Origin of the sequence: Streptomyces flavovariabilis, assembly GCF_000725785.1 — a bacterium.
GTDB lineage: Bacteria > Actinomycetota > Actinomycetes > Streptomycetales > Streptomycetaceae > Streptomyces > Streptomyces hawaiiensis.
The window spans coordinates 467,454-489,699 of the sequence record NZ_JNXD01000002.1 but is presented as its reverse complement, the minus strand read 5'-3'; the positions used below and the strand labels follow the sequence as shown (position 1 = coordinate 489,699).

The following is a 22,246-nucleotide window of genomic DNA, read 5'->3' as shown; positions in this document are numbered from 1 at the left end:
GGGATCTGCCCCTGCCCGAGCCAGGCCGAGAGCTCGGGAGGGCGCAGGCGGGGATCCACATCCCCGGGATGATCCGAACGGCAGGTCCCAGCGGTCGAGGTGAGGGCACGGAAAGCCAGGTGGGCGCGGGTGCACCGGGGGGCCACCGGGTGCCCGCTGCTCGTTTCGCCGCGGATGCCGCATCCTTGAGGGTGTGGAGTTCCTCGGGGACGAGTCGGTCGAGCGGAAGGGGAGGGCGCAGGGGATGAGTGCCGGCGCACCTGCTCATAACGCTTCGGTGCACAACAACGGGCGCGGTGCCGCGGAGCCGGCGGCCGCAAGGCACCATGGACCGATGCGCGACGACGAGGCGGCCCAGGCCCAGGGCGCGATCGGTGCGCTCGTCCACCGCGCGGTCGACGGGGACGAGCAGGCGACGCACGACCTGCTCGCCCATGTCCACCCCCTGGCCCTGCGCTACTGCCGCACCCGTCTGTCCCGTCTCCCGGGCGACGCCCGGCACTTCGTGGAGGACCTCGCCCAGGAAGTCTGTGTGGCGGTGCTCCTCGCACTGCCCCGCTACCGGGACACCGGCCGCCCCTTCGAGGCGTTCGTCTTCGCCATCGCCGCGCACAAGGTCGCCGACCTGCAGCGCGCGGCGATGCGCCACCCCGGCTCGACGGCCGTCCCCTCCGACGAGATGCCCGAGCGCCCGGACGACTCCCTCGGCCCGGAGGAGCGCGCCCTGCTCAGCAGCGACGCGGAATGGGCCAAGAAGCTGCTGGCCAACCTCCCCGAGAACCAGCGGGAGCTGCTGCTGCTGCGGATCGCGGTGGGACTGACGGCCGAGGAGACCGGCCAGATGTTGGGAATGTCACCCGGAGCGGTCCGGGTGGCTCAGCACAGGGCGCTGAGCCGGCTGCGCGCGCTGGCCGAGCAGTAGCCCTGTGCTTGAACAACCCCTCAGTTGAACAGGCGGTGCGCCGCTTCCGTACGAACATACGAGGCCCGGAGCCGGGCGGAACCGTGGAATGAGACAGCCGTGCTTCCCGTTAGCATGGACATCCGCACCGATCAAGGCCATTTGGGGAAGGTGTCATGACTGCCAACGTCGACGGAGTGCCCGGTAAATTCGCGACACTCGGGCTGACCTACGACGACGTGCTGCTGCTGCCGGGTGCATCCGAGGTGCTCCCCAACGCGGTCGACACCTCGTCCCGCATCTCCCGCAACGTCCGGGTCAACATCCCGCTGCTCTCGGCGGCGATGGACAAGGTGACCGAGTCCCGCATGGCGATCGCGATGGCCCGCCAGGGCGGCGTCGGCGTGCTGCACCGCAACCTCTCCGTCGAGGACCAGGTCAACCAGGTCGACCTGGTGAAGCGCTCCGAGTCCGGCATGGTCACCGACCCGATCACGGTGCACCCCGACGCGACGCTGGGCGAGGCCGACGCCCTGTGCGCCAAGTTCCGCATCAGCGGCGTCCCCGTCACCGACGGCAACAAGAAGCTGCTCGGCATCGTCACCAACCGTGACATGGCCTTCGAGACCGACCGCACGCGTCAGGTGCGCGAGGTCATGACCCCGATGCCGCTGGTCACCGGCAAGGTCGGCATCTCCGGCGCCGACGCCATGGAGCTGCTGCGCCGCCACAAGATCGAGAAGCTTCCCCTGGTCGACGACGCGGGTGTCCTCAAGGGCCTCATCACGGTCAAGGACTTCGTCAAGGCCGAGCAGTACCCCAACGCGGCGAAGGACGCCGAGGGCCGGCTGCTGGTCGGCGCCGCGGTGGGCGCCAGCCCCGAGGCACTGGAGCGCGCCCAGGCGCTCGCCGGTGCCGGTGTGGACTTCCTGGTCGTCGACACCTCGCACGGCCACAACAGCAACGCCCTCAGCTGGATGGCGAAGATCAAGTCGAGCGTGGGCGTCGACGTGATCGGTGGCAACGTCGCCACGCGTGACGGCGCCCAGGCGCTGATCGACGCCGGTGTCGACGGCATCAAGGTGGGCGTGGGCCCCGGCTCCATCTGCACCACCCGCGTGGTCGCCGGTATCGGCGTCCCGCAGGTCACCGCCATCTACGAGGCGTCCCTCGCGGCCCGTCCGGCGGGCATCCCGCTGATCGGCGACGGCGGCCTGCAGTACTCCGGCGACATCGGCAAGGCCCTGGCCGCCGGCGCCGACACGGTGATGCTGGGCAGCCTCCTCGCGGGCTGCGAGGAGTCCCCGGGAGAGCTGCAGTTCATCAACGGCAAGCAGTTCAAGTCGTACCGCGGCATGGGCTCGCTCGGCGCGATGCAGTCCCGCGGCCAGGGCAAGTCGTACTCCAAGGACCGCTACTTCCAGGCCGAGGTCGGCGCCGACGACAAGCTCGTGCCCGAGGGCATCGAGGGGCAGGTGCCCTACCGCGGTCCGCTGGCCAACGTCCTGCACCAGCTCGTCGGCGGTCTGCGCCAGACGATGGGCTACGTGGGCGCCGCCTCCATCGAGGAGATGGAGACCAAGGGCCGCTTCGTGCGCATCACGTCGGCCGGCCTCAAGGAGAGCCACCCGCACGACATCCAGATGACGGTCGAGGCGCCGAACTACAGCCGCAACAAGTAGGCCCGGCCTTCCGAGGGCGGCTCCGGAGCATCCGGGGCCGCCCTCGCCGTGCCCGTCGGCGATACTGGAAGACGCTGCAACGCATCAGGGAAAGGCCACAGACGTGACTGAGATCGAGATCGGGCGCGGCAAGCGCGGCCGCCGGGCGTACGCCTTCGACGACATCGCCGTCGTCCCCAGCCGCCGTACGCGGGACCCGAAGGAGGTCTCGATCGCCTGGCAGATCGACGCCTACCGCTTCGAGCTGCCCTTCCTGGCCGCCCCCATGGACTCGGTCGTCTCCCCGGCCACCGCGATCCGCATCGGCGAGCTCGGCGGCCTCGGCGTGCTGAACCTCGAAGGCCTGTGGACGCGCTACGAGGACCCGCAGCCGCTGCTCGACGAGATCGCGGAGCTGGACTCGGAGACCGCGACCCGCCGCCTGCAGGAGATCTACGCGGCCCCCATCAAGGAGGAGCTGATCGGGCAGCGCATCAAGGAGGTGCGCGACTCCGGCGTCGTCACCGCCGCCGCGCTCTCCCCGCAGCGCACCGCCCAGTTCTCCAAGGCCGTCGTGGACGCGGGCGTGGACATCTTCGTCATCCGCGGTACGACGGTCTCGGCGGAGCACGTCTCCGGCGCGCACGAGCCGCTGAACCTGAAGCAGTTCATCTACGAGCTGGACGTCCCGGTGATCGTCGGCGGCTGCGCCACGTACACCGCCGCCCTGCACCTGATGCGCACCGGCGCGGCCGGTGTGCTGGTCGGCTTCGGCGGCGGCGCGGCACACACCACGCGCAACGTGCTGGGCATCCAGGTCCCCATGGCGACGGCGGTCGCCGACGTGGCCGCGGCGCGCCGTGACTACATGGACGAGTCCGGCGGCCGGTACGTGCACGTGATCGCGGACGGCGGTGTCGGCTGGTCCGGCGACCTGGCCAAGGCGATCGCCTGCGGCGCCGACTCCGTCATGATGGGCTCCCCGCTCGCGCGGGCGACGGACGGCCCGGGCAAGGGCCACCACTGGGGCATGGAGGCCGTGAACGAGGAACTCCCGCGCGGCAAGAAGGTCGCCCTCGGCACCGTCGGCACGCTGGAGGAGATCCTCACGGGCCCGTCCCACACTCCCGACGGCTCGATGAACCTCTTCGGCGCCCTGCGCCGCGCCATGTCCACGACCGGCTACAGCGAGCTCAAGGAGTTCCAGCGCGTCGAGGTGACGGTGGCGGACTCACAGCACCGGCGGTAATCCGTCTCGACGCTGAGAAGGGCCTGGTCACTCGGGGGAGTGGCTGGGCCCTTTTGCATGTCCACCGGCTTGAGGGGCGCGTGTTGCCGTCGGGGGGCGCTCGGATGCCTTCAGGGCGGTTGACCCCGTTGAGGGCGGTTTCGAGGCGCTAGTGTCCTGATCGGCGCCCAGATTCTTCTGGGTGCCCCCTTCCAAGGACACGGTCCGGACCCCGCCCTCGGGGCCCGGACCGAATTCCGACGTGCCGTCCACCGGGTCAATGGGCGGCGTCGTGGAAGGGGGCGCCCATGGGACGTCACCGCAAGCCCACCCGCTGGGACCGATGCCGTCTTCGGATGGTGCAGTGCCGGAGGAGGTGGATCTTGCGGATTTTCGGATGGTGAGTGTCCGCCCCCAGAAGACGTAGGGGCGGACACTCCGTGATCCATCCAGGAGCCTGCCGCAGTGACCGCTGAGGTGGGCTCCACCTGCTTCCGTAAGGTACCCGCGCCGTGCGTCGCATGCCACCAGCCCAAGGGTTCACGCACCCCGCGCGCCCCCCTTCACAACCGATGCGCCGCCCCAGTAGGGGCTGCCCCCCGCGTGTCCAGCAGCAGCTGGGCCTTCACCGACAGGCCCTGCAGGTCGTACGTGCGGTGCTGCTGGAGCAGGATGGTCAGGTCCGCGTCGGCCGCTGCCTCGTAGAGGGAGTCCACGCGGGGGATGGGGCGGTCGAGGACGCTCCAGGCGGGGACGTACGGGTCGTGGTAGCTGACCGCCGCGCCCAGTTCCATCAGGCGCAGGGCGATCTCCTGGGCGGGAGTGCCCTGGAGGTCGGCGAGATCGGGCTTGTAGGTGACGCCGAGGAGGAGCACGCGCGCGCCCCGGGCCGACTTGCCGTGTTCGTTGAGGAGTGTGGCGGCGCGCTGGACGACGTAGCCGGGCATGCGGCTGTTGACCTGCTGGGCCAGTTCCACCATGCGCAGGCCGCGGCCGCCGGGGGTGGTCATGTCCTGGGGGACGGAGTGGCCGCCCACGCCGGGGCCCGGGCGGAAGGCCTGGAAACCGAACGGCTTCGTCTCCGCGCAGCGGATGACGTCCCAGAGGTCGACGCCCAGGTCGTTGCAGAGGACGGCCATCTCGTTGACGAGGGCGATGTTCACGTGCCGGTAGTTGGTCTCCAGCAGCTGCACGGTCTCCGCTTCGCGGGGTCCACGCGCGCGTACCACCTTGTCGGTCAGCCGTGAGTGGAACGCGGCGGCCGACTCGGTGCAGGCCGGGGTGAGGCCGCCGATGACCTTGGGGGTGGTGGCGGGCGTGACGTCGCGGTTGCCGGGGTCGACGCGGCTGGGGGAGTACGCGAGGTGGAAGTCGCGGCCGGCGCGCAGGCCGGAGCCCTCTTCGAGGAGCGGACGCAGGAATTCCTCGGTCGCCCCCGGGTACACGGGTGACTCCAGGATCACCGTGGTGTGCGGGCGCAGGTGGGCGGCCAGAGTGCGGGCGGCTGTTTCCAGCTGGCTCAGGTCGAGCTCGCCGTCCGCCCCCCGCGGGGTCGGTGCGCAGATGACCGCGGTGCGCACCCGGCCGAGCTCGGCCGGGTCGGTGGTCGGCCGGAAGCCCCCCGAGAGCATCCGGCGCAGTTCGGCGGGGCTGAGCGAGCCCGCCTCGGGTCCGGTCCGGTAGCCGATGGTGGGGATGCCGGCGGCGACGGCGGCCTGGGCCAGGGGCAGGCCGTACGCGCCGAGTCCGATGACGGCGAGATCTGCGGGCATGGCGGCCGTCCTTCCCGATAGCCGAAGTGGGACAGGTGCGCAAGCCCTGTGGACAGGACAGGCGAGCGCAATGTCAGACTAGGAGTAAATATGACCGATATGCGGGATTGCCTGGCCGAGTTTCGGTGAGTGTTCCGTGAGCGTTGTCCACAGGCTGCGGGCCCGTGGTGGCTGAAGTCGGGCAACCCGGTCAGAATCTGGGCAGGGGGAAAGGGACGAGGCCGCACCCGACGGGCGCGGTCGGCGTGACCGACGAGCGGGAGGCAGCGGTGAGGACAGCGACACTCGGACCGGCGCAGCGCGCCGAGTCACTCGCATCTATGGCCGAGCGCGAGCTGGACGTGCTGGTCGTGGGTGCAGGCGTGGTCGGTGCGGGCACCGCGCTCGACGCGGTGACTCGGGGTTTGTCCACCGGTCTGGTCGAGGCGCGTGACTGGGCGTCCGGCACCTCCAGCCGGTCCAGCAAGCTCATCCATGGCGGGCTGCGCTATCTGGAGATGCTCGACTTCGCGCTGGTCCGCGAGGCCCTGAAGGAGCGCGGCCTGCTGCTGGAGCGGCTCGCCCCGCATCTGGTGAAGCCCGTGCCGTTCCTGTACCCGTTGCAGCACAAGGGCTGGGAGCGGCTGTACGCGGGTTCGGGCGTCGCGATGTACGACGCCATGTCCATGGCGCGCGGTCACGGCCGGGGTCTGCCGATGCACCGCCACCTGACCCGCTCTCACGCCCTGCGCGTGGCCCCCTGCCTGAAGAAGGACGCCCTGGTCGGGGCGTTGCAGTACTACGACGCCCAGATGGACGACGCCCGGTACGTGACGAACCTGGTGCGCACGGCGGTGGCGTACGGCGCGAAGGCCGCCAACCGCGCGCGGGTGACGGGCTTCCTGCGTGAGGGCGAGCGGGTCGTCGGCGCGCGGGTGCAGGACGTCGAGGCGGGCGGCGAGTACGAGATCCGCGCCAAGCAGGTCGTCAACGCGACCGGCGTGTGGACGGACGACACCCAGGCGATGGTCGGGGAGCGCGGCCAGTTCCACGTCCGGGCGTCCAAGGGCATCCACCTGGTCGTGCCGCGCGACCGGATCCACTCCACGACCGGCCTGATCCTGCGCACGGAGAAGTCGGTGCTGTTCGTCATCCCCTGGGGCCGGCACTGGATCGTCGGCACCACGGACACCGACTGGGACCTCGACAAGGCCCACCCGGCCGCGTCCAGCGCGGACATCGACTACCTGCTGGAACATGTGAACTCGGTGCTCTCGGTGCCGCTCACGAGGGACGACGTCCAGGGCGTGTACGCAGGGCTGCGACCCCTGCTCGCGGGCGAGTCGGACGCCACCAGCAAACTGTCGCGCGAGCACACCGTGGCGCATCCGGTGCCCGGGCTGGTCGTCGTGGCGGGCGGCAAGTACACGACGTACCGGGTCATGGCCAAGGACGCGGTGGACGCGGCGGTGCACGGGCTCGACATGCGCGTCGCCGAGTGCGTCACCGAGGACGTGCCGCTGCTGGGCGCCGAGGGCTACCGGGCGCTGTGGAACGCGCGGGCGCGGATCGCCGCCCGGACCGGACTCCATGTGGTGCGCGTCGAGCACCTGCTGAACCGCTACGGGACGATGACCGAGGAGCTTCTCGCGCTCATCGCCGAGGATCCGTCGCTGGGCGAGCCGCTGGTGGCGGCCGACGACTATCTGCGCGCCGAGATCGTGTACGCGGCCTCCCATGAGGGGGCGCGGCACCTGGACGACGTGCTGACCCGCCGGACGCGCATCTCGATCGAGACCTTCGACCGGGGCGCCCGCAGCGCACGCGACGCCGCCGAGCTGATGGCGCCCGTGCTCGGCTGGGACAAGGACCAGATCGAGCGCGAGGTCGAGCACTACCAGAAGCGGGTGGAGGCCGAGCGGGAGTCACAGCGGCAGCCGGACGACCTGACGGCGGACGCGGCGCGGCTGGGGGCGCCGGACATCGTGCCTCTCTGAGCGTGCCGGGTCCGGCCGGACATCACCCGAACGAGTGTCTGGAAACGGGATCTCCGTCCGGAACCCGGTCGTTCTACGAGGTGCGGGGGCAGAACTCGGCGGCGAGCACCGCGGGTTCGAGACCGGGATCTGCGATCGCGTCCGTGTTCACGCGGAAGGTGAGGACACGCCGGCCGTCGACGGTGGCTGCGGTGCGCACGTAGCTGCCGGATATGTGCCCGTTGTGCCCCCACACCGTCGTGCCGCACGGAAGCTTCTCGGGAAACAGGCCCATGCCGTACGCGCCGTGTGCGGCTCGGGTGTCGAGCATCTCCCGCAGCCGGCGCGGGGGCAGCAGCCGGCCGCCGAGCAGGGCCTTGTAGAAGTGGTCCAGGTCGGCGAGCGTGGTCACCAACTCGCCCGCGGCGCCGGCCGCCCGCGGGTCGAGTTCGGTGACGTCGGTTCCGTCGGCGGCGTAGGCGCGGCCGTGCGGAGAGGGCAGCGAGGAGCGGGATCCGGGGAAGGAGGTGCCCGTCAGACGCAGGGGAGTGATGATGCGGCGCTCCGCCTCCGTGGCGTACGAGTGGCCGGTGACCTGCTGGATGACCATGCCGAGCAGGACGTAGTTGGTGTTCGAGTAGGAGAAGCGGCCACGTTCGGCCGGGGGGTGGGTGAGAGCGATGTTCACGGCCTGACGGGGCGTGACGGGTGCGGTCCCGTCGGTGGCCGCGGTGAAGTCGGGCAGGCCGCTGGTGTGGGTGAGCAGGGAGCGCAGGGTCAGCGCGCGGCCGTCGTTGCCGGCTCCCCGCACCAGGCCCGGCAGGTGCTGCTCCACCGTGTCGGACAGCGACAGCCGGTGCTCGGCGTCCAGTTGCAGCACGACCGTCGCGATGAACGTCTTCGTGATGCTGCCGGCGCGGAAATGGTCCGGCCGGGCGATTCCCGAACCGGCAGCGGCATAGTGGGTGGTGGCGCCCTCCCGGGCCAGCAGGGCCGCGGCCGGGGCTCTGCCCTGGGTCACCATCAGCCGCAGCACCGCGTCGGTGGGCGGCATCGAGAGGGCGGACGAGTCGGCCGGCGGCAGACCGAGGAGGGCGACGGCCACCGGCAGGGCCAGCGATGTCCGAAACGGCGGCATGCGGGTTCCTCCCTGGTCAGGGCCCATCATGCAAGGCCTCGTGGGGCGGGCCGCACCCGGGTTGCCGGGGGGCGGTGCCGCGGGCGCACGCCAGGGGGCCCCTGGGCACCGGGCACTTGTCGGGTGAGAGACAATGGAGGCTCTGTCAGGGCGGGTTGCATGAGGGGACGCATGTCGGAGGCGGAGCGGGCGGGCACATCTCGTCAGGACACTCGTCAGGACAACAGGGAGCGTCTCCTCGCGGGGCGTTACCGGCTGGGCAACGTACTGGGCCGCGGAGGCATGGGCACGGTGTGGCGGGCCCAGGACGAGACCCTCGGGCGGACGGTCGCCGTCAAGGAGCTGCGGTTCCCGACGAACATCGACGAGGAGGAGAAGCGGCGGCTGATCACGCGGACGCTGCGCGAGGCCAAGGCGATCGCGCGCATCCGCAACAACAGCGCCGTGACGGTCTTCGACGTCGTCCAGGAGGACGACCGGCCCTGGATCGTCATGGAACTCGTCGAGGGCAAGTCGCTCGCCGAGGTCATCCGGGAGGACGGCCTCCTCGAGCCGAAGCGCGCCGCCGAGGTCGGGCTCGCCGTCCTCGACGTGCTGCGGTCGGCCCACCGCGAGGGCATCCTGCACCGCGACGTGAAGCCGTCGAACGTGCTGATCGCCGAGGACGGCCGGGTCGTGCTCACCGACTTCGGCATCGCCCAGGTCGAGGGCGACCCGTCCATCACCTCGACCGGCATGCTCGTCGGCGCGCCCTCCTACATCTCCCCGGAGCGGGCGCGCGGGCACAAGCCGGGCCCGGCGGCCGACCTGTGGTCGCTCGGCGGGCTGCTGTACGCGGCGGTGGAGGGTGCGCCGCCGTACGACAAGGGGTCGGCCATAGCGACCCTCACGGCCGTGATGACCGAGCCGCTGGAGGAGCCGAAGAACGCGGGCCCGCTGAAGGACGTCATCCACGGGCTGCTCACCAAGGACCCCGCGCAGCGGCTCGACGACGCGGGGGCCCGGGCGATGCTGAACTCGGTCCTGCACGCGCGCGAGACGGCCGAGCCCGAGCCGATGGACGCGACGAAGGTCGTGCCGCTGCCGGCGCAGCCGGACAGGTCCTCGGGCAAGAGCGGTTCCTCCGGGTCCGGGGGCAAGCGGGGCGAGGAGGCCGGGGAGCGGTTGCGCGGCGCGCTGCGTTCCGTGCGCAAGGCCGCTTCGGGATCGGTTGCCGCGGGATCGGCCGCCGCTGCCGAGTCCGGTGCCGGCAAGGGCTCTACAGGACCGGCGGACACGGCCTCCGCCGAGTCGGACGGCGGCGCGGGCCGGGCCGGGGCCGCGGGTGCGTCCGGGGCGAAGTCGGGCTCGGCGGCTGCCGGCGCCGGTGGGCGGAGTGGGTCGGAGGCCAAGACGGCATCCGGGGGGCGCAGTTCGGGATGGCCCGTCGTGCCGCCGCCGGACCTGCCGCCGAGGCCGGTGCCCCGGGCGCCGCTCACCGACGTGGTGCCGCGCCGGACATTGATGATCATCGCGGTGGTCGTGGTGCTCGCCGTGATCGGCACCGTGCTCGCCATCGCGCTCAGCGGTGACGGCAATGACGCCGAGGGGGCCTCCGGCAAGGGCGGCGGGAAGAGCGTCGCCACGGCGTCCGGCAGCGCCGACACCAAGGGCGACGATGCCGACGGCACCGGCACGGACGGCGGGGAGACCCGGTCCACGCCGTCCGACCCCGCCTCGGACAGCACGCCGAGCGGCCAGGCGAGCGGTTCTTCGGGCGAGGGCGGCTCCGGCGCCAAGGGCACCGCGGCGGAATCGACTCACCAGGGGAACCAGGGGTACTCGATAGGCCTGCCGAAGGGGTGGAAGTACCAGTCCACGGGTGCGGCGGGCGACCGCTTCACCGGGCCCGACGGGCAGAAGCTGCTCATCGCCTGGACGTCCACGCCCAAGGGCGACCCGGTGGCGGACTGGAAGAGCCAGGAGCGCTACATGGTGCGCGCGCAGTACAAGAAGATCCGCATAGAGAAGGTGGACTACCGAGGCTGGAACACGGCCGACTGGGAGTTCACCTACACGGAGGGCGGCACCAAGTACCGGACCATCGACCGGGGTTTCGTGGTCGACGACCGGCAGGGGTACGCGCTGATGTACACGGCGAAGGCGGCCGGCTGGGACGGCGAGTCGCGCAAGGAGACGTGGCGCACGCTGACGAAGACCTTCGAACCCAAGTCCTGAGCATGAGGCGCCCCGGGTTTGGGGAGTGAGATCTGGCATCCCCGCAATGCGGGTTGCCTGCGGCACGTATCGTAAATGTTTGCGGACCGTGCGCAGCCGGACCGGACCGCGGGGCGAACGGATGTGACCGACCGGGCTGCCGGGGGAGGCAACGTGGACGACTACGCGGGCCGGGTACTCGCCGACCGCTACCGCCTGCCGCTGCCGCCGTCCGACGAGTACGAACTCACCGAGACCCGGGCCTTCGACACCTACAGCGGACAGGAAGTCCTGGTCCGGCAGGTGCCGTTGCCGGAGGTGGTCGAGGCCGAGGTCCTCGACGCGGAGGGGCTGCCCGACGGTTTCACGGCACGTGACGGCGGCGCGCGGCGGCCCGGCGGCCGCGCGGGCACCCGGCGGCCCGCGGACCCGGTGGTGCGACGCGCGGTGGAGGCGGCCCAGGCCGCTGCGGCCATTCCCGACCACCCCCGGCTCGACCAGGTCTTCGACGTGTTCGCCGAGGGCGGTTCGCTGTGGATCGTCAGTGAGCTGGTGGCCGCGCGCCCGCTGGCGGCGCTGCTCGCCGAGAAGCCGCTGACGCCGTACCGGGCGGCAGAGGTGGCCTCCGACGTCCTGATGGCCCTTCGGGTGCTGCATGCGCACGGCTGGGTGCACCGGAACATCACCGCGCGGACGGTGCTCGTCTGCGACGACGGCCGGGTGATGCTGACCGGGCTGGCGGTGGGCGCGGCGGAGGAGGCGTTGTGCGGGTACGACCCGGTCCCGGAACCGCTCTTCGAGGAGTCCGGGCAGGAGGGCGGCGGCCCGGCGGGTCCCGGGACGGCCGGTGGTGTCGGTGGCGCGGGTGACCCCGAGGCCGCGCGGCGCGCTGCCATAGAGGCGCGGGAGTCCAGGGGACTGCCCTCGGCAGCGGGCGAGACCGCGGGCGGTGGCCAGGTGGTGCCGGCGCGCGGGCCGGTGGACGAGAGCGGGGACCCGCGGGCGGCGCGTGCCGGGGCGATCGCGGCCTACCGGGCCGGTGCCCGGGCTGCCGCACGGGTGCAGGAGGCGCAGCAGGGCGGGCGGGCGGCCCTGCCCGGAGCCCGCCCCGCCCCGGACGGCGGCGCCGCGCCCTACGGCGACGGGTCGGCGCAGTCGCCGTACATCCCCGCGCAGGGCACCGCCCCCGGTGCCGTACCGCCCGGGCGGATCGCGGACCCCTACGGTGTGGGCGGCAGCCCGCGGACGACGGCATGGCATGGTGCCGCGCCCCGCGGCAGGACCGGCGGGGCACCGGCCCCGCACAGCGGGGAGCAGGCGGCGCTTCCCCCGGCCCCGGACACCGCGGCCCACGGCGAGCCCACCCGCTGGGACGACCTGGTCGCCGACACCCCCGCCCCGCGGCGCGGTCCGGCCACGGCGCTGGCCGCCGAGCGGGCGCGGCAGGCGCGCATGGCCGTGGTCGGGCCCGTGACCGAGCGCTGGGCGCCGGAGCAGGCCGGACCCGTGCACGAAAACTGGCAGTTGGCTGCGCCGATCGGTCCCGCGACCGACCTGTGGGCGCTCGGCGCCCTGCTCTTCAGGGCCGTGCAGGGGCATGCGCCCTACCCGGAGGAGTCGACGGCCGAGCTGGTGCAGATGGTGTGCGCGGAGCCGCCCGCGTACGCCGAGGAGTGCGGGCCGCTGCGGCCGGTCGTGGAGTCGCTGCTGCGGCAGGACCCCACCGAGCGCCTCGACTTCGAGGAAGTGCGCGGCTGGCTGCGCTCGCTGGTGCGCTCGGCACCCGAGCCGGAGGCCGGGGTGCATGTCGTCCCGGCGCCGCCCGTGGACGCCGGCCGGCTGCCCGTCGTACGGCGCCGGGGTGAGCTCGTGCGCCGGCGGAAGGCCGGGCTGCCCGCGCATCACGGGCGGCACAAGCGGGCCAGGAAGGAGACCGGTTCGCCGCACCGCCTCGGCCGCACCCTGCTCGTGCTGATCCTGCTCGCGATGGCCGCGGCGATCGCCTACGCCATGCTCTTCATGCCCAAGTCGGGGAGCGAGGGCGCGGGCGGCGCGGACCGCACCGGTGCCGCCGGTGAGGTGGGCGAGGCGCCCGAGCCGGACGCCAGCAGCGAGCCCCGGACCGACCAGACGTCGCCCGAGCCGGAGAAGAGCCCCTCGTCGTCGGCCGGCACCGCCGAGACGCAGACCACCGGCCCGGACGTCGCCGACGGTTTCACCCTGCGCAAGGACTCGGCGGGCTTCCGGGTCGCCGTCGCCAAGGGCTGGGACCGCACGCCGCGCAATGGCAGCGGCCAGGTCGTCTACTCCAAGGGCGACTTCGAACTCATCGTCGTGGCGGGCCGGGACAGCGCGTCGGAGTTCGGCAGTGACCCGATGGCCTACCAGCGGGAGCGGGAGCGCGAGTTGCAGCCGTACCGCGACTCCAGCTGGGCCACCTCCACCGGGTTGAAGACGATCGAGGTGGGCGGACGGACCATGGCCGAGGGGCAGTTCACGTGGACCGGCGACGGGGGCGAGCTGTACGTCCGCAACCTCGCGATGCTGGTCGACGGGCGCTACCACGTGGTCCAGGTGCGCGGCCCGGAGTCCGAGCGGGACGAGGTGACGCGGCTGTACGAGCAGGCGGCGGCGACCTACAGGGCGACGGGGTGAGCGACCGGCGCGCCGCCTGTACGCCACGGTTCACACTCTGGTCTCCTCCCGTCTCGGCAGACGACAACCGTCACAGTGCGGTCACCGTGGTACCCCGCTTGTTCCCCGGGTGAGGGCGGGTCCTTACGCTGACCCTGTCAAGACCATTGCGGGGCAACGTGAATCAGATGCAGGGCCTGCTCGTCGCGGGCCGCTACCGGCTGGCCGAATCCATCGGCAGTGGCGGCATGGGCCGGGTCTGGCGTGCACATGATGAGGTGCTGCACCGGTCCGTCGCCGTCAAGGAGTTGACGGCCGCCCTCTACGTCTCCGAGAGCGAGCAGGCGATCCTGCTGGCGCGCACCCGGGCGGAGGCCAGGGCAGCCGCGCGGATCAACCACTCCGCGGTCGTCACGGTGCACGACGTACTGGAGCACGACGGCCGCCCGTGGATCGTGATGGAGCTGGTCGAGGGCCGCTCCCTGGCCGACGCGGTCAAGGAGGAGGGGCGCGTCGAGCCGCGCGAGGCCGCGCGCATCGGCCTCTGGGTGCTGCGGGCCCTGCGCGCCGCACACACCGCCGGAGTCCTGCACCGCGACATCAAACCGGGCAACGTCCTCCTCGCCCGGGACGGACGCGTGCTGCTCACGGACTTCGGCATCGCCCAGATCGAGGGCGACACGACCATCACGCGTACCGGAGAGGTCGTCGGCTCGGTCGACTACCTGGCGCCCGAACGGGTGCGCGGCCACGACCCGGGCCCGTCCTCCGACCTGTGGGCGCTCGGCGCGACGCTCTACACGGCGGTGGAGGGCCGGTCGCCGTTCCGCCGCACCACACCGCTGAGCACCATGCAGGCCGTGGTGGAGGAGGAGGCCGCCGAGCTCCGGCACGCCGGTCCGCTCGCGCCCGTCATCACCGCCCTGCTGCGCAAGGACCCGGCCACCCGGCCCGACGCGTCCGCGGCCGAGCAGATGCTCGCCGAGGCCGCGGAGGGGCGGCGGCCGAACCGGGCGCAGGCGTATGTGCCGACACAGTACGGGGGGACGACGCCGTACCGGGACGCCCACAGCGGTACGGGCACGGGGACGGCCGCCGCAGGTACATCCGGTAGCGGCTCGGCCGGTACGGGTCCGGTCGGCACCGGGTCGGGGTCGCACACCGGGACGCCGCTCCCGCCGCTGGCCGGCACCCCGGGCACCGGGGCGTCCACGGCCGGCACTCCGCCCTACGGCCCCATCGGCCCGACCGTCGTCGGGCCGATGGCGACGGGTCCGCAGCCGGCCGGTTCGGGCAAGCGCCGCCGACTGCGCACCCTCGCTCTGGTCGTCGCGCTCGCGGCCATCATCGGCGGGGGCACGGCCGTGGTGCTCCAGCAGTGGAACGAGAGCCGGCAGTCGCAGGGCGGATCCGGCTCGCCGACGTCCGAGGGCACGGAGCGGCCCGGCGGGTCGGTTCCGGCCAGCTGGACCCGCTACGACGACCCCGCGGGGTTCAGCCTCTACCTGCCCAAGGGCTGGAAGCGCAAGCCGTACGGCCCGCAGGGCGAGCTCAAGCAGATCGACTACTCACCGGACGGCGGGCGGCACTTCGTCCGCATCGCCATCGACGCGTCACCGGACTTCGCCGACCCCTACGCGCACCAGCTCGACCTGGAGCAGCAGATTCAGGGGCTGGTCGCCTACAAGCGGATCGGGCTGGAGCGCAACGTCTTCCGCGACCGGGAAGGCGCCCTCTGGGAGTACACCTGGACCGCCCAGGCCAAGGACACGCCGTTCCCCGGCCCGCGGCGGGCCATCGAGGAGACGTACGTCGCCCGCGACGGCACCGAGTACGCGCTCTACATGTCGGCCCCCGCCGCGGACTGGGCGACGGCGCGCAAGCAGTTCACCTCGCTGCTGCAGGGCTGGCAGGAGAAGACCTCCTGAGGCGCGGGCACTTCTGACGAGGGGTTGTCTGTTTCGGCCACCCGCACCTCGCCGCCCCGGAGTGGTTCCGTCCGTTGGGGCATGATTGCCGTATGGGGACCGAGGGGCACACCAGCCGTGTCATCGCGGGCCGTTACCGGCTCGAGGAGAAACTCGGTCGCGGTGGCATGGGTGTGGTCTGGCGGGCGACCGACCAACTGCTCGGCCGGAGCGTGGCCGTCAAGGAACTCCCCTACGACGAGACGCTCTCCGCGGCGGAGGCACGCCGGCAGCGGGACCGTACGCTGCGCGAGGCCCGGGCCGTCGCCCAGCTGAGCCACCCGCACATCATCGTCGTCCACGATGTCGTCGAGGACGACGAACGCCCCTACATCGTCATGGAGCTGATCGAGGGCGGCTCGCTCGCCGACCGGCTCGGCCAGCGGCGCCCGGTCGACGCCGCCGAAGCGGCCCGCATCGGCATCGCCCTGCTCGGCGCTCTGGGCGCCGCGCACGCCGCCGGGGTGCTGCACCGTGACCTCAAGCCGGACAACGTGCTGCTGGAGAGCGGCACCGACCGGGTCGTCCTCACCGATTTCGGCATCGCCCAGGTCGCGGGCGCCCCCACGCTCACCGAGAGCGGCGGCTTCGTCGGATCGCCCGAGTACACCGCGCCCGAGCGGATGTCCGGGGTGAGGACCGGGCCCGAGTCCGACCTGTGGTCACTGGGCGCGCTGCTGTGCGCGGCCCTCAGCGGGGAGTCGCCGTTCCACCGCGACTCGCTGGGCGGCATCCTGCACGCGGTCGTCGTGGGCGACATCCAGCCGCCCGCGCAGGCCGGGCCGCTCCTGCCCGTCGTACGCGGCCTGCTGGAACGCGATCCGGACCGGCGGCTGGACGCGGACCGGGCGGAGCGGATGCTCCGGGCCTTCCGCGACACGGGCCGGACCCCGCTGTCGCCGCCGCCGGGATACGCACCGACGGTGGGGGACGTACCGGGCCGACGGCCGCAGAGCCTCCCCGGCCTGCGATCGCCCGTGCCGCCGCTGGACCCGCCCGGCCGGGACCGGGCGGAGGAACCCTTCCTCCGGCAGCCCACGCGGCGCGTGCTCATCGCGGCGCTGCTGGTCGCCGCGATGGCGGGGGCGGGCGTGTCCGCGGCGGCGCTGCTGAGGGAGGAGAGCACCGGCGACGGCGGCCCCACGCCGACGAGTTCCGCGACGACGACGGTGAAGACGCCGACGACCCGGCAGGCCTCCCCGAGCACCTCCGCGCCCGGCCCGTGACCGCCGGAGCCTCGAACCGCCATAAAGAGGGAGAACAGCCCCACCTCGAAGTCACGGGTCTGTGACCGGCTCGCGTCCTTTGTGGATCCACGGGCGGTTGGCGCGATATGGATGAGCCCATGAGCAATGACGGGGGAGCCCGATCCGGGGCCGACGAGCCGACGAGTTTTGTACTGCAACCACCGAACCAGCAGGCACCGGTACCGGGCAACCCGTACGCGGCGCCGGCCGCGTCACCCACCCGGTTCGTGCCGGCCCAGCCGGCCCAGGCGCCCGAGGTCCCCGGTGCCGGGCGGCTCATCGCCGGTCGCTACCGGCTTCTGGCCAAGCTCGGGCACGGCGGCATGGGCACGGTGTGGCGGGCCAAGGACGAGGCGGTGGACCGGGAGGTCGCCGTCAAGGAGCCCCGCGTCCCGGATCATCTTCCCGAACGCGAACGCTCCAACGCCTTCGAGCGGATGCGTCGCGAGGCCCGTGCGGCGGCCCGGCTCGACCACCCGGCGGTGGTCGACGTGCACGACGTCGCGGTGGTGGAGGGCAAGCCCTGGATCGTGATGGAGCTGGTGCGGGGCCGCTCACTGGGCGACGCGCTCCAGGAGGGCACCCTGTCCGCGCGCGAGGCAGCCCGCATCGGCATGGAGGTGCTCGGCGCGCTGGAGGCCGCGCACGCGGCGGGCATACTGCACCGTGATGTGAAACCGGACAACGTGCTGCTCGGCCGGTACGACCGGGTCGTCCTCACGGACTTCGGCATCGCCCAGATCGAGGGCGAGACCAACCTGACCGACACCGGCGGCTTCGTCGGCTCGCCCGAGTACATCGCGCCCGAGCGCGTGCTGGGGCAGCGCCCGGGCCCGGCCAGCGACCTGTGGTCCCTCGGCGTGGTGCTCTACGCGGCGACGGAGGGCGTCTCGCCGTTCCGCCGCAGCAACACCCCCGCCACGCTCCAGTCCGTCCTCAACGCCGCGCCCGCGCCGCCCGCCACCGCCCAGGGCCCGCTCGCCGAGGCCATCAACGGTCTGCTGGACAAGGACCCGGCCCGCCGCCCGGATGCCGCGCGGGTGCGGGTTCTGCTGGAAGCGGCCGCGAACCCGCCCGCCACCCGGCCCACGCAGGTCGTCCAGGCCTTGGGCCAGGGCGGTGACGGCCGGGGCATCCGGCTGGGCCGCAAAACCTGGACCGCGCTGGGCGCCGCGATCGTCGCGGCGGCGGTGACGGCGTACCTGGTGATCGCGAACCCGTTCGCCGGGCCACTGCCCGAGGGCTGGGAGATCAAACAGGAGAAGGAACTCGCCGCGTCGCTCGCCGTCCCCGCCGAGTACCAGCGGACCGTGCCCGACCGGGAGTCCGACCAGGGGCACTGGGTCAGGTACACCGACTGGAGCGGCAGCATCTGGATCGGCCTGTCCCTGGAGAAGAAGGCAGAGGACACCGGCGGCAACATCGCGGGCTCCGCGGCCGCCGAGATGTACGACGACGACACACGGTTCAAGGAGAGCGGCAGCTACGAACTGGACATGGACGAAGGGCCGAAGAAGACGGACCCCAGGGAGACCACGTACAGAGACAAGGAAGCGGCCCGGAACACCGTCCCCTTCACGACCGACGACAGCGAGAACCCGCGCCCCCGGGAGGTTCAGATCTTCTACTACCGGGCCCCCGGCGGCGACATGTACAAACTCACCGTCAGCTACCCGGGCAAGGGCGACTTCACGGCCCGTGGACGCGAGGTGGCGAGCGCGGCGATCACGAACCTCGACATCGACAAGACCTGATCCCGCCGGTCCAACTCCCCCGGAAACGATCCGCGTCGACAAGGCCCCGCCTCGCGGGGTACTGATGGGTCATGAGCAACGACGGGGGCGGGACGGACGACACCCGGGGCCGGCTGGTCGGCGGGCGTTACCGGCTGATCGAGCGCATCGGCTCCGGTGGGACGGGCACCGTCTGGCGGGCCCGCGACGAGCTCGCGCAGCGTGAGGTCGCCGTGAGACAGCCCCGGTTGCCGGGCGACCCGGACGACGAGAGTTACCGGCGGGCCGCCCACCGGCTCCACCGCGAGGCCCGGGCCGCCGCCCGCGTCGATCATCCCGCTGCCGTCGCCATCCACGACGTGGTCGTGGAGGCCGAGCAGCGGGACGAACGCCCGGGCCCCATAGGCCCCGACGAGCTCGACGCGGCCGAGGCGCTGGACGGACTCCCTTGGATCGTCATGGAGTTGGTGCCCGGCGAGTCCTTGCAGGCCAGGCTCCGGCGCGGCCCGGTCGACGTGCCCGAAGCCGCCCGGATCGGCCTCGCCGTGCTCGGTGCCCTGCGCGCCGCGCACTCCGTCGGCATCGTGCACCGGGACGTGAAGCCGGCCCATGTGCTGCTCGGTCCGCACCGGCGCGTCGTCGTCACCGACTTCGGCATCGCCCATGTGCAGGGCGAGGACCTGCCCACCGCGAGCGGGGAGTCCGCTGCCGGCGCGCTGGAGTTCGTCGCCCCCGAGCGGATGACCGGCCGCATCGCCGGGCCCGCCTCCGACCTGTGGTCCCTGGGCGCCCTGCTGTACGCGGCCGTCGAGGGCTCGTCCCCGTTCCTGCGGAGCACGCCGGAGGCCACGCTCGCCGCGATCCTCGCCGCCGAGCCTCCCGAACCGCCCGAGCCGGCCCGGGCCGGCCCACTCGGGCCGCTGATCGCACGGCTGCTGGTGCCGGACCCGGGCCGGCGGCCGGACGCGGAGGAGGTCGCGAAGGAGCTGGAGGCGGTGGCCGGGCCCACACCGGCCGGGGCCATCCCAAAGCCCGACGACCAGACCGCACCACAGCCCGGCCAGGTGTCCGGCGCCGAGTCCGCTGCCGCGCTCGCGGCGCAGTCCGGCCCGGTGTCCGGTGCCGCGTCCGGCCCGGAGTTCGCGGCGCAGTCCGGCCCTGGGACCGGCGCCCTGCCCGGTCCCGCGCTCGCAGCACGGCCCGGCCAGGTGTCCGGCGCCGAGTCCGCTGCCGCGCTCGCGGCGCAGTCCGGCCCGGTGTCCGCCGCCGCACCATCCGCTTCCGGGCCCGCCACCCCATCCACCCCGGGACCCGCCGCACAGCCCCGCCCCCTGTCCGCCACTCCACCCGCACCCCAAGCGCAGCACGACCCCATACCCCCCAAACGCCAAAGCCTCTTCCGCCCTGGCCCCCTCGCCCTCCTCTCCGCGCTGCTCGCCGGGGGCATAGGGGCCGTCACCCAGCTCGCCGACACCAGCAGCGCGGAGAGCGCCGGGCAGGCTGCCGACGCGACCGACGACTGGAGCCCGCATCCCGAGCCGGACATGGCGGCCGTCCTCCACCTGCCGCGCCACTACCACCCGCTCGGCCGGACCGGCAGCGCGGCCGTCCAGCCCCGCACGGTGCTCTACGGCGACGAGCGGACCGGCACGATCCAGGTCGGTCTCCTCTCCTGGGACAGGGCCCCGGCCTCCCCGATGGACCAGGCCGGCGAGGTGCCGGGCGCCGGGGGAGAAACCCGGTACACCCGCACCGGCTTCCAGGGCCACGAAGCCGCCCTCGCCGACACCACGTACCGCCGGGGCGAGGTCACCAGGCGGCTCATGCGGCTGGTGATCCGCACCGATGACGACCGCATGTACGAACTGCGCGCCGACATGCCCGAGGGCACACCGGAGGAGGAAGAGGGCACCTCGGTGTTCGAGGGGGCCCGGGACCGGCTGGGGATCGTAAAAGGCTGAATCACCCTCACGGGTCACCGCACAACGTCCTGATCAGCGCGTTTGTTGCCAGCAGTCACTGGCGTCGTGTGTGCACTCGGTGAAGCCGTATTACCGACGGGTACCCAAAGGCTCCGCCGCGGCATACCCTGCGCCTCATGACGGACGCGCAGGCCGCCGAGAAGACGGCAGAGACCGGCACGGCACAGACCGGCACGAACCCCCTGGCCCCCGCCCCGGAGGGCGCCCGCACCGCCGCGGACGTGGTCACGCCCGAGCTGGTCGCCCAGCTCACCAAGGGCGTGGCAGGCTCCGGCCGGACCGCCAACCACACGCCGTTCACCGGCGAGAAGCTGGCGGACCTCCCCGAGTCGACGCCCGAGGACGTGGCCAAGGCCTTCGAACTGGCCCGCGCCGCCCAGGCCGTGTGGGCGCAGACTCCCGTACGGCAGCGCGCCGCCGTCCTGCTCCGCTTCCACGACCTGGTGCTGGAGCGCCAGGCCGAGGTGCTCGACCTGATCCAGCTGGAGACCGGCAAGGCCCGCCTGCACGCCCACGAGGAGGTCCAGGCCGTCGCGGTCGCCGCCCGGCACTACGGACGCAAGGCCCCCGCCTACCTCCGGCCGAAGCGGCACGCGGGTGCCATGCCGACCCTCACGAAGGTCACCGAACTGCGCCACCCGCGCGGGGTCGTCGGCCAGATCGCCCCCTGGAACTACCCCCTGGAGCTGTCGGTCGGTGACGCGCTCCCGGCTTTCGTCGCGGGCAACGCCGTCGTCATGAAGCCGGACACCGAGACCTGCCTGACCGCCCTGTGGGCCCGTGACCTGCTCATCGAGGCCGGGCTGCCCGCCGATGTCTTCCAGGTCGTCCTGGGCGACGGCCCGGTCGTCGGCCCGGAGGTCGTCCGGCACGCCGACTACGTCTCCTTCACCGGCTCCACCCGCACCGGCCGTGAGGTCGCCCAGGGCGCCGCCGCGCGGCTGGTCGGCGTCTCGCTCGAACTCGGCGGCAAGAACGCCATGCTGGTGCTGGAGGACGCCGACATCGAGAAGGCCGCGGCCGGAGCGGTCCGCGCCTGCTTCTCCTCCGCCGGCCAGCTCTGCATCTCCATCGAGCGGCTCTACGTCCACGAGTCGATCGCGGACACGTTCCTGGAGCGCTTCGCCGCCCGCACGAAGGCCATGCGCCTCGGCACGTCCCTGGCGTACGGCGCCGACATGGGTTCCCTGGTCGGCGAGCGGCAGCTCGAGACGGTCACGCGGCACGTCGAGGAGGCCGTCGCCAAGGGCGCGAAGGTCGTCGCGGGCGGCGTGGCGCGCCCGGACATCGGCCCGTACTTCTTCGAACCCACGATCCTCGACGGGGTCGCCACGGACATGTCCGTCTGCGGGGAGGAGACCTTCGGCCCGGTCGTCTCGGTCTACCGCTTCACCGACGAGGACGAGGTGATCGAGCGTGCCAACGCGACGGCGTACGGCCTGAACTCCTCGGTCTGGACGAGGAACGGCCGCCGCGGCCAGGAGGTCGCCGCCCGTCTGCGCACCGGCACGGTCAACATCAACGAGGGCTACGCCCCCGCCTACGGCAGCGTCCAGTCGCCCATGGGCGGCATGAAGGAATCGGGCCTGGGCCGCCGTCACGGCTCCGAGGGCATCCTCAAGTACACCGAGGCCCAGACGGTCGCCCACCAGCGCGTGCTCCCCATGGCCCCTTCGCTGGGCATGGACGATGAGAAGTACGCCCAGTTCATGAGCAGGAGCCTGCGCCTGATGAAGGCGTTCCGCTTCCGCTGACCGACGTTCTTCCAAGGGGCGCGGGGAACTGCGCGAGCAACCACACACGGCCCGCACGGACACTCAAAGGGGAGACGG

The 22,246-nt window shown here is 72.7% G+C and carries 13 protein-coding genes; 11 read left to right on the top strand and 2 right to left on the bottom strand.

The features are described from left to right. The first annotated feature begins 334 nt into the window (after positions 1-334). From IO24_RS0107185 to IO24_RS0107175, 3 genes are all read left to right on the top strand, one after another. Entirely contained in the window at positions 335-922 is a 588-nt protein-coding gene (locus IO24_RS0107185; protein WP_031133064.1) for a sigma-70 family RNA polymerase sigma factor, read from the top strand. Between the two features lie 155 nt (positions 923-1,077). Continuing rightward, positions 1,078-2,583, top strand: a complete 1,506-nt coding sequence (gene guaB, locus IO24_RS0107180) for an IMP dehydrogenase (protein ID WP_031133062.1) — start codon at positions 1,078-1,080, stop codon at positions 2,581-2,583. A 103-nt stretch (positions 2,584-2,686) separates the two neighbouring features. Then, the gene (locus IO24_RS0107175) at positions 2,687-3,811 is read left to right on the top strand and encodes a GuaB3 family IMP dehydrogenase-related protein (protein WP_031133060.1); all 1,125 of its coding nucleotides are present in this window, start codon (positions 2,687-2,689) and stop codon (positions 3,809-3,811) included. A 542-nt stretch (positions 3,812-4,353) separates the two neighbouring features. On the opposite strand, the gene IO24_RS0107170 is transcribed toward IO24_RS0107175, so the two are convergent. Beyond that, positions 4,354-5,562 (bottom strand): nucleotide sugar dehydrogenase, encoded by a 1,209-nt coding sequence (locus IO24_RS0107170; RefSeq protein ID WP_031133058.1) that lies wholly within the window; start codon positions 5,560-5,562, stop codon positions 4,354-4,356. A gap of 269 nt (positions 5,563-5,831) precedes the next feature. Here IO24_RS0107170 and IO24_RS0107165 point away from each other — a divergent pair, with 269 nt between their 5' ends. After that, positions 5,832-7,538, top strand: a complete 1,707-nt coding sequence (locus IO24_RS0107165) for a glycerol-3-phosphate dehydrogenase/oxidase (RefSeq protein ID WP_031133055.1) — start codon at positions 5,832-5,834, stop codon at positions 7,536-7,538. A gap of 73 nt (positions 7,539-7,611) precedes the next feature. Here IO24_RS0107165 and IO24_RS0107160 read toward each other — a convergent pair whose 3' ends face one another. After that, complete coding sequence (locus tag IO24_RS0107160) at positions 7,612-8,655, bottom strand: serine hydrolase domain-containing protein (RefSeq protein ID WP_031133053.1); 1,044 nt, start codon at positions 8,653-8,655, stop codon at positions 7,612-7,614. 171 nt (positions 8,656-8,826) lie between these two features. Between IO24_RS0107160 and IO24_RS0107155 the strand changes: the two genes are divergently transcribed. The 7 genes from IO24_RS0107155 (at position 8,827) to IO24_RS0107125 (ending at position 22,168) form a co-directional block, all read left to right on the top strand. After that, a complete protein-coding gene (locus tag IO24_RS0107155; RefSeq protein ID WP_031133052.1) occupies positions 8,827-10,872 on the top strand; it encodes a serine/threonine-protein kinase in 2,046 nt (681 codons plus the stop codon). A gap of 153 nt (positions 10,873-11,025) precedes the next feature. Next, a complete protein-coding gene (locus IO24_RS0107150) occupies positions 11,026-13,506 on the top strand; it encodes a protein kinase (RefSeq protein WP_063768066.1) in 2,481 nt (826 codons plus the stop codon). Positions 13,507-13,673: 167 nt separating this feature from the next. Continuing rightward, on the top strand, positions 13,674-15,413 hold the full coding sequence (locus IO24_RS0107145) for a serine/threonine-protein kinase (RefSeq protein WP_031133049.1): 1,740 nt from the start codon (positions 13,674-13,676) through the stop codon (positions 15,411-15,413). Positions 15,414-15,505: 92 nt separating this feature from the next. Then, on the top strand, positions 15,506-16,678 hold the full coding sequence (locus IO24_RS0107140) for a serine/threonine-protein kinase (protein WP_031133047.1): 1,173 nt from the start codon (positions 15,506-15,508) through the stop codon (positions 16,676-16,678). Positions 16,679-16,797: 119 nt separating this feature from the next. Continuing rightward, positions 16,798-18,453, top strand: coding sequence for a serine/threonine-protein kinase (locus tag IO24_RS0107135; RefSeq protein WP_031133045.1), 1,656 nt, complete (start codon positions 16,798-16,800; stop codon positions 18,451-18,453). Between the two features lie 71 nt (positions 18,454-18,524). Then, positions 18,525-20,393 (top strand): serine/threonine-protein kinase, encoded by a 1,869-nt coding sequence (locus IO24_RS0107130; protein WP_031133043.1) that lies wholly within the window; start codon positions 18,525-18,527, stop codon positions 20,391-20,393. A gap of 137 nt (positions 20,394-20,530) precedes the next feature. Then, a complete protein-coding gene (locus IO24_RS0107125) occupies positions 20,531-22,168 on the top strand; it encodes a succinic semialdehyde dehydrogenase (protein ID WP_031133041.1) in 1,638 nt (545 codons plus the stop codon). The last annotated feature ends 78 nt before the right edge of the window (positions 22,169-22,246 follow it).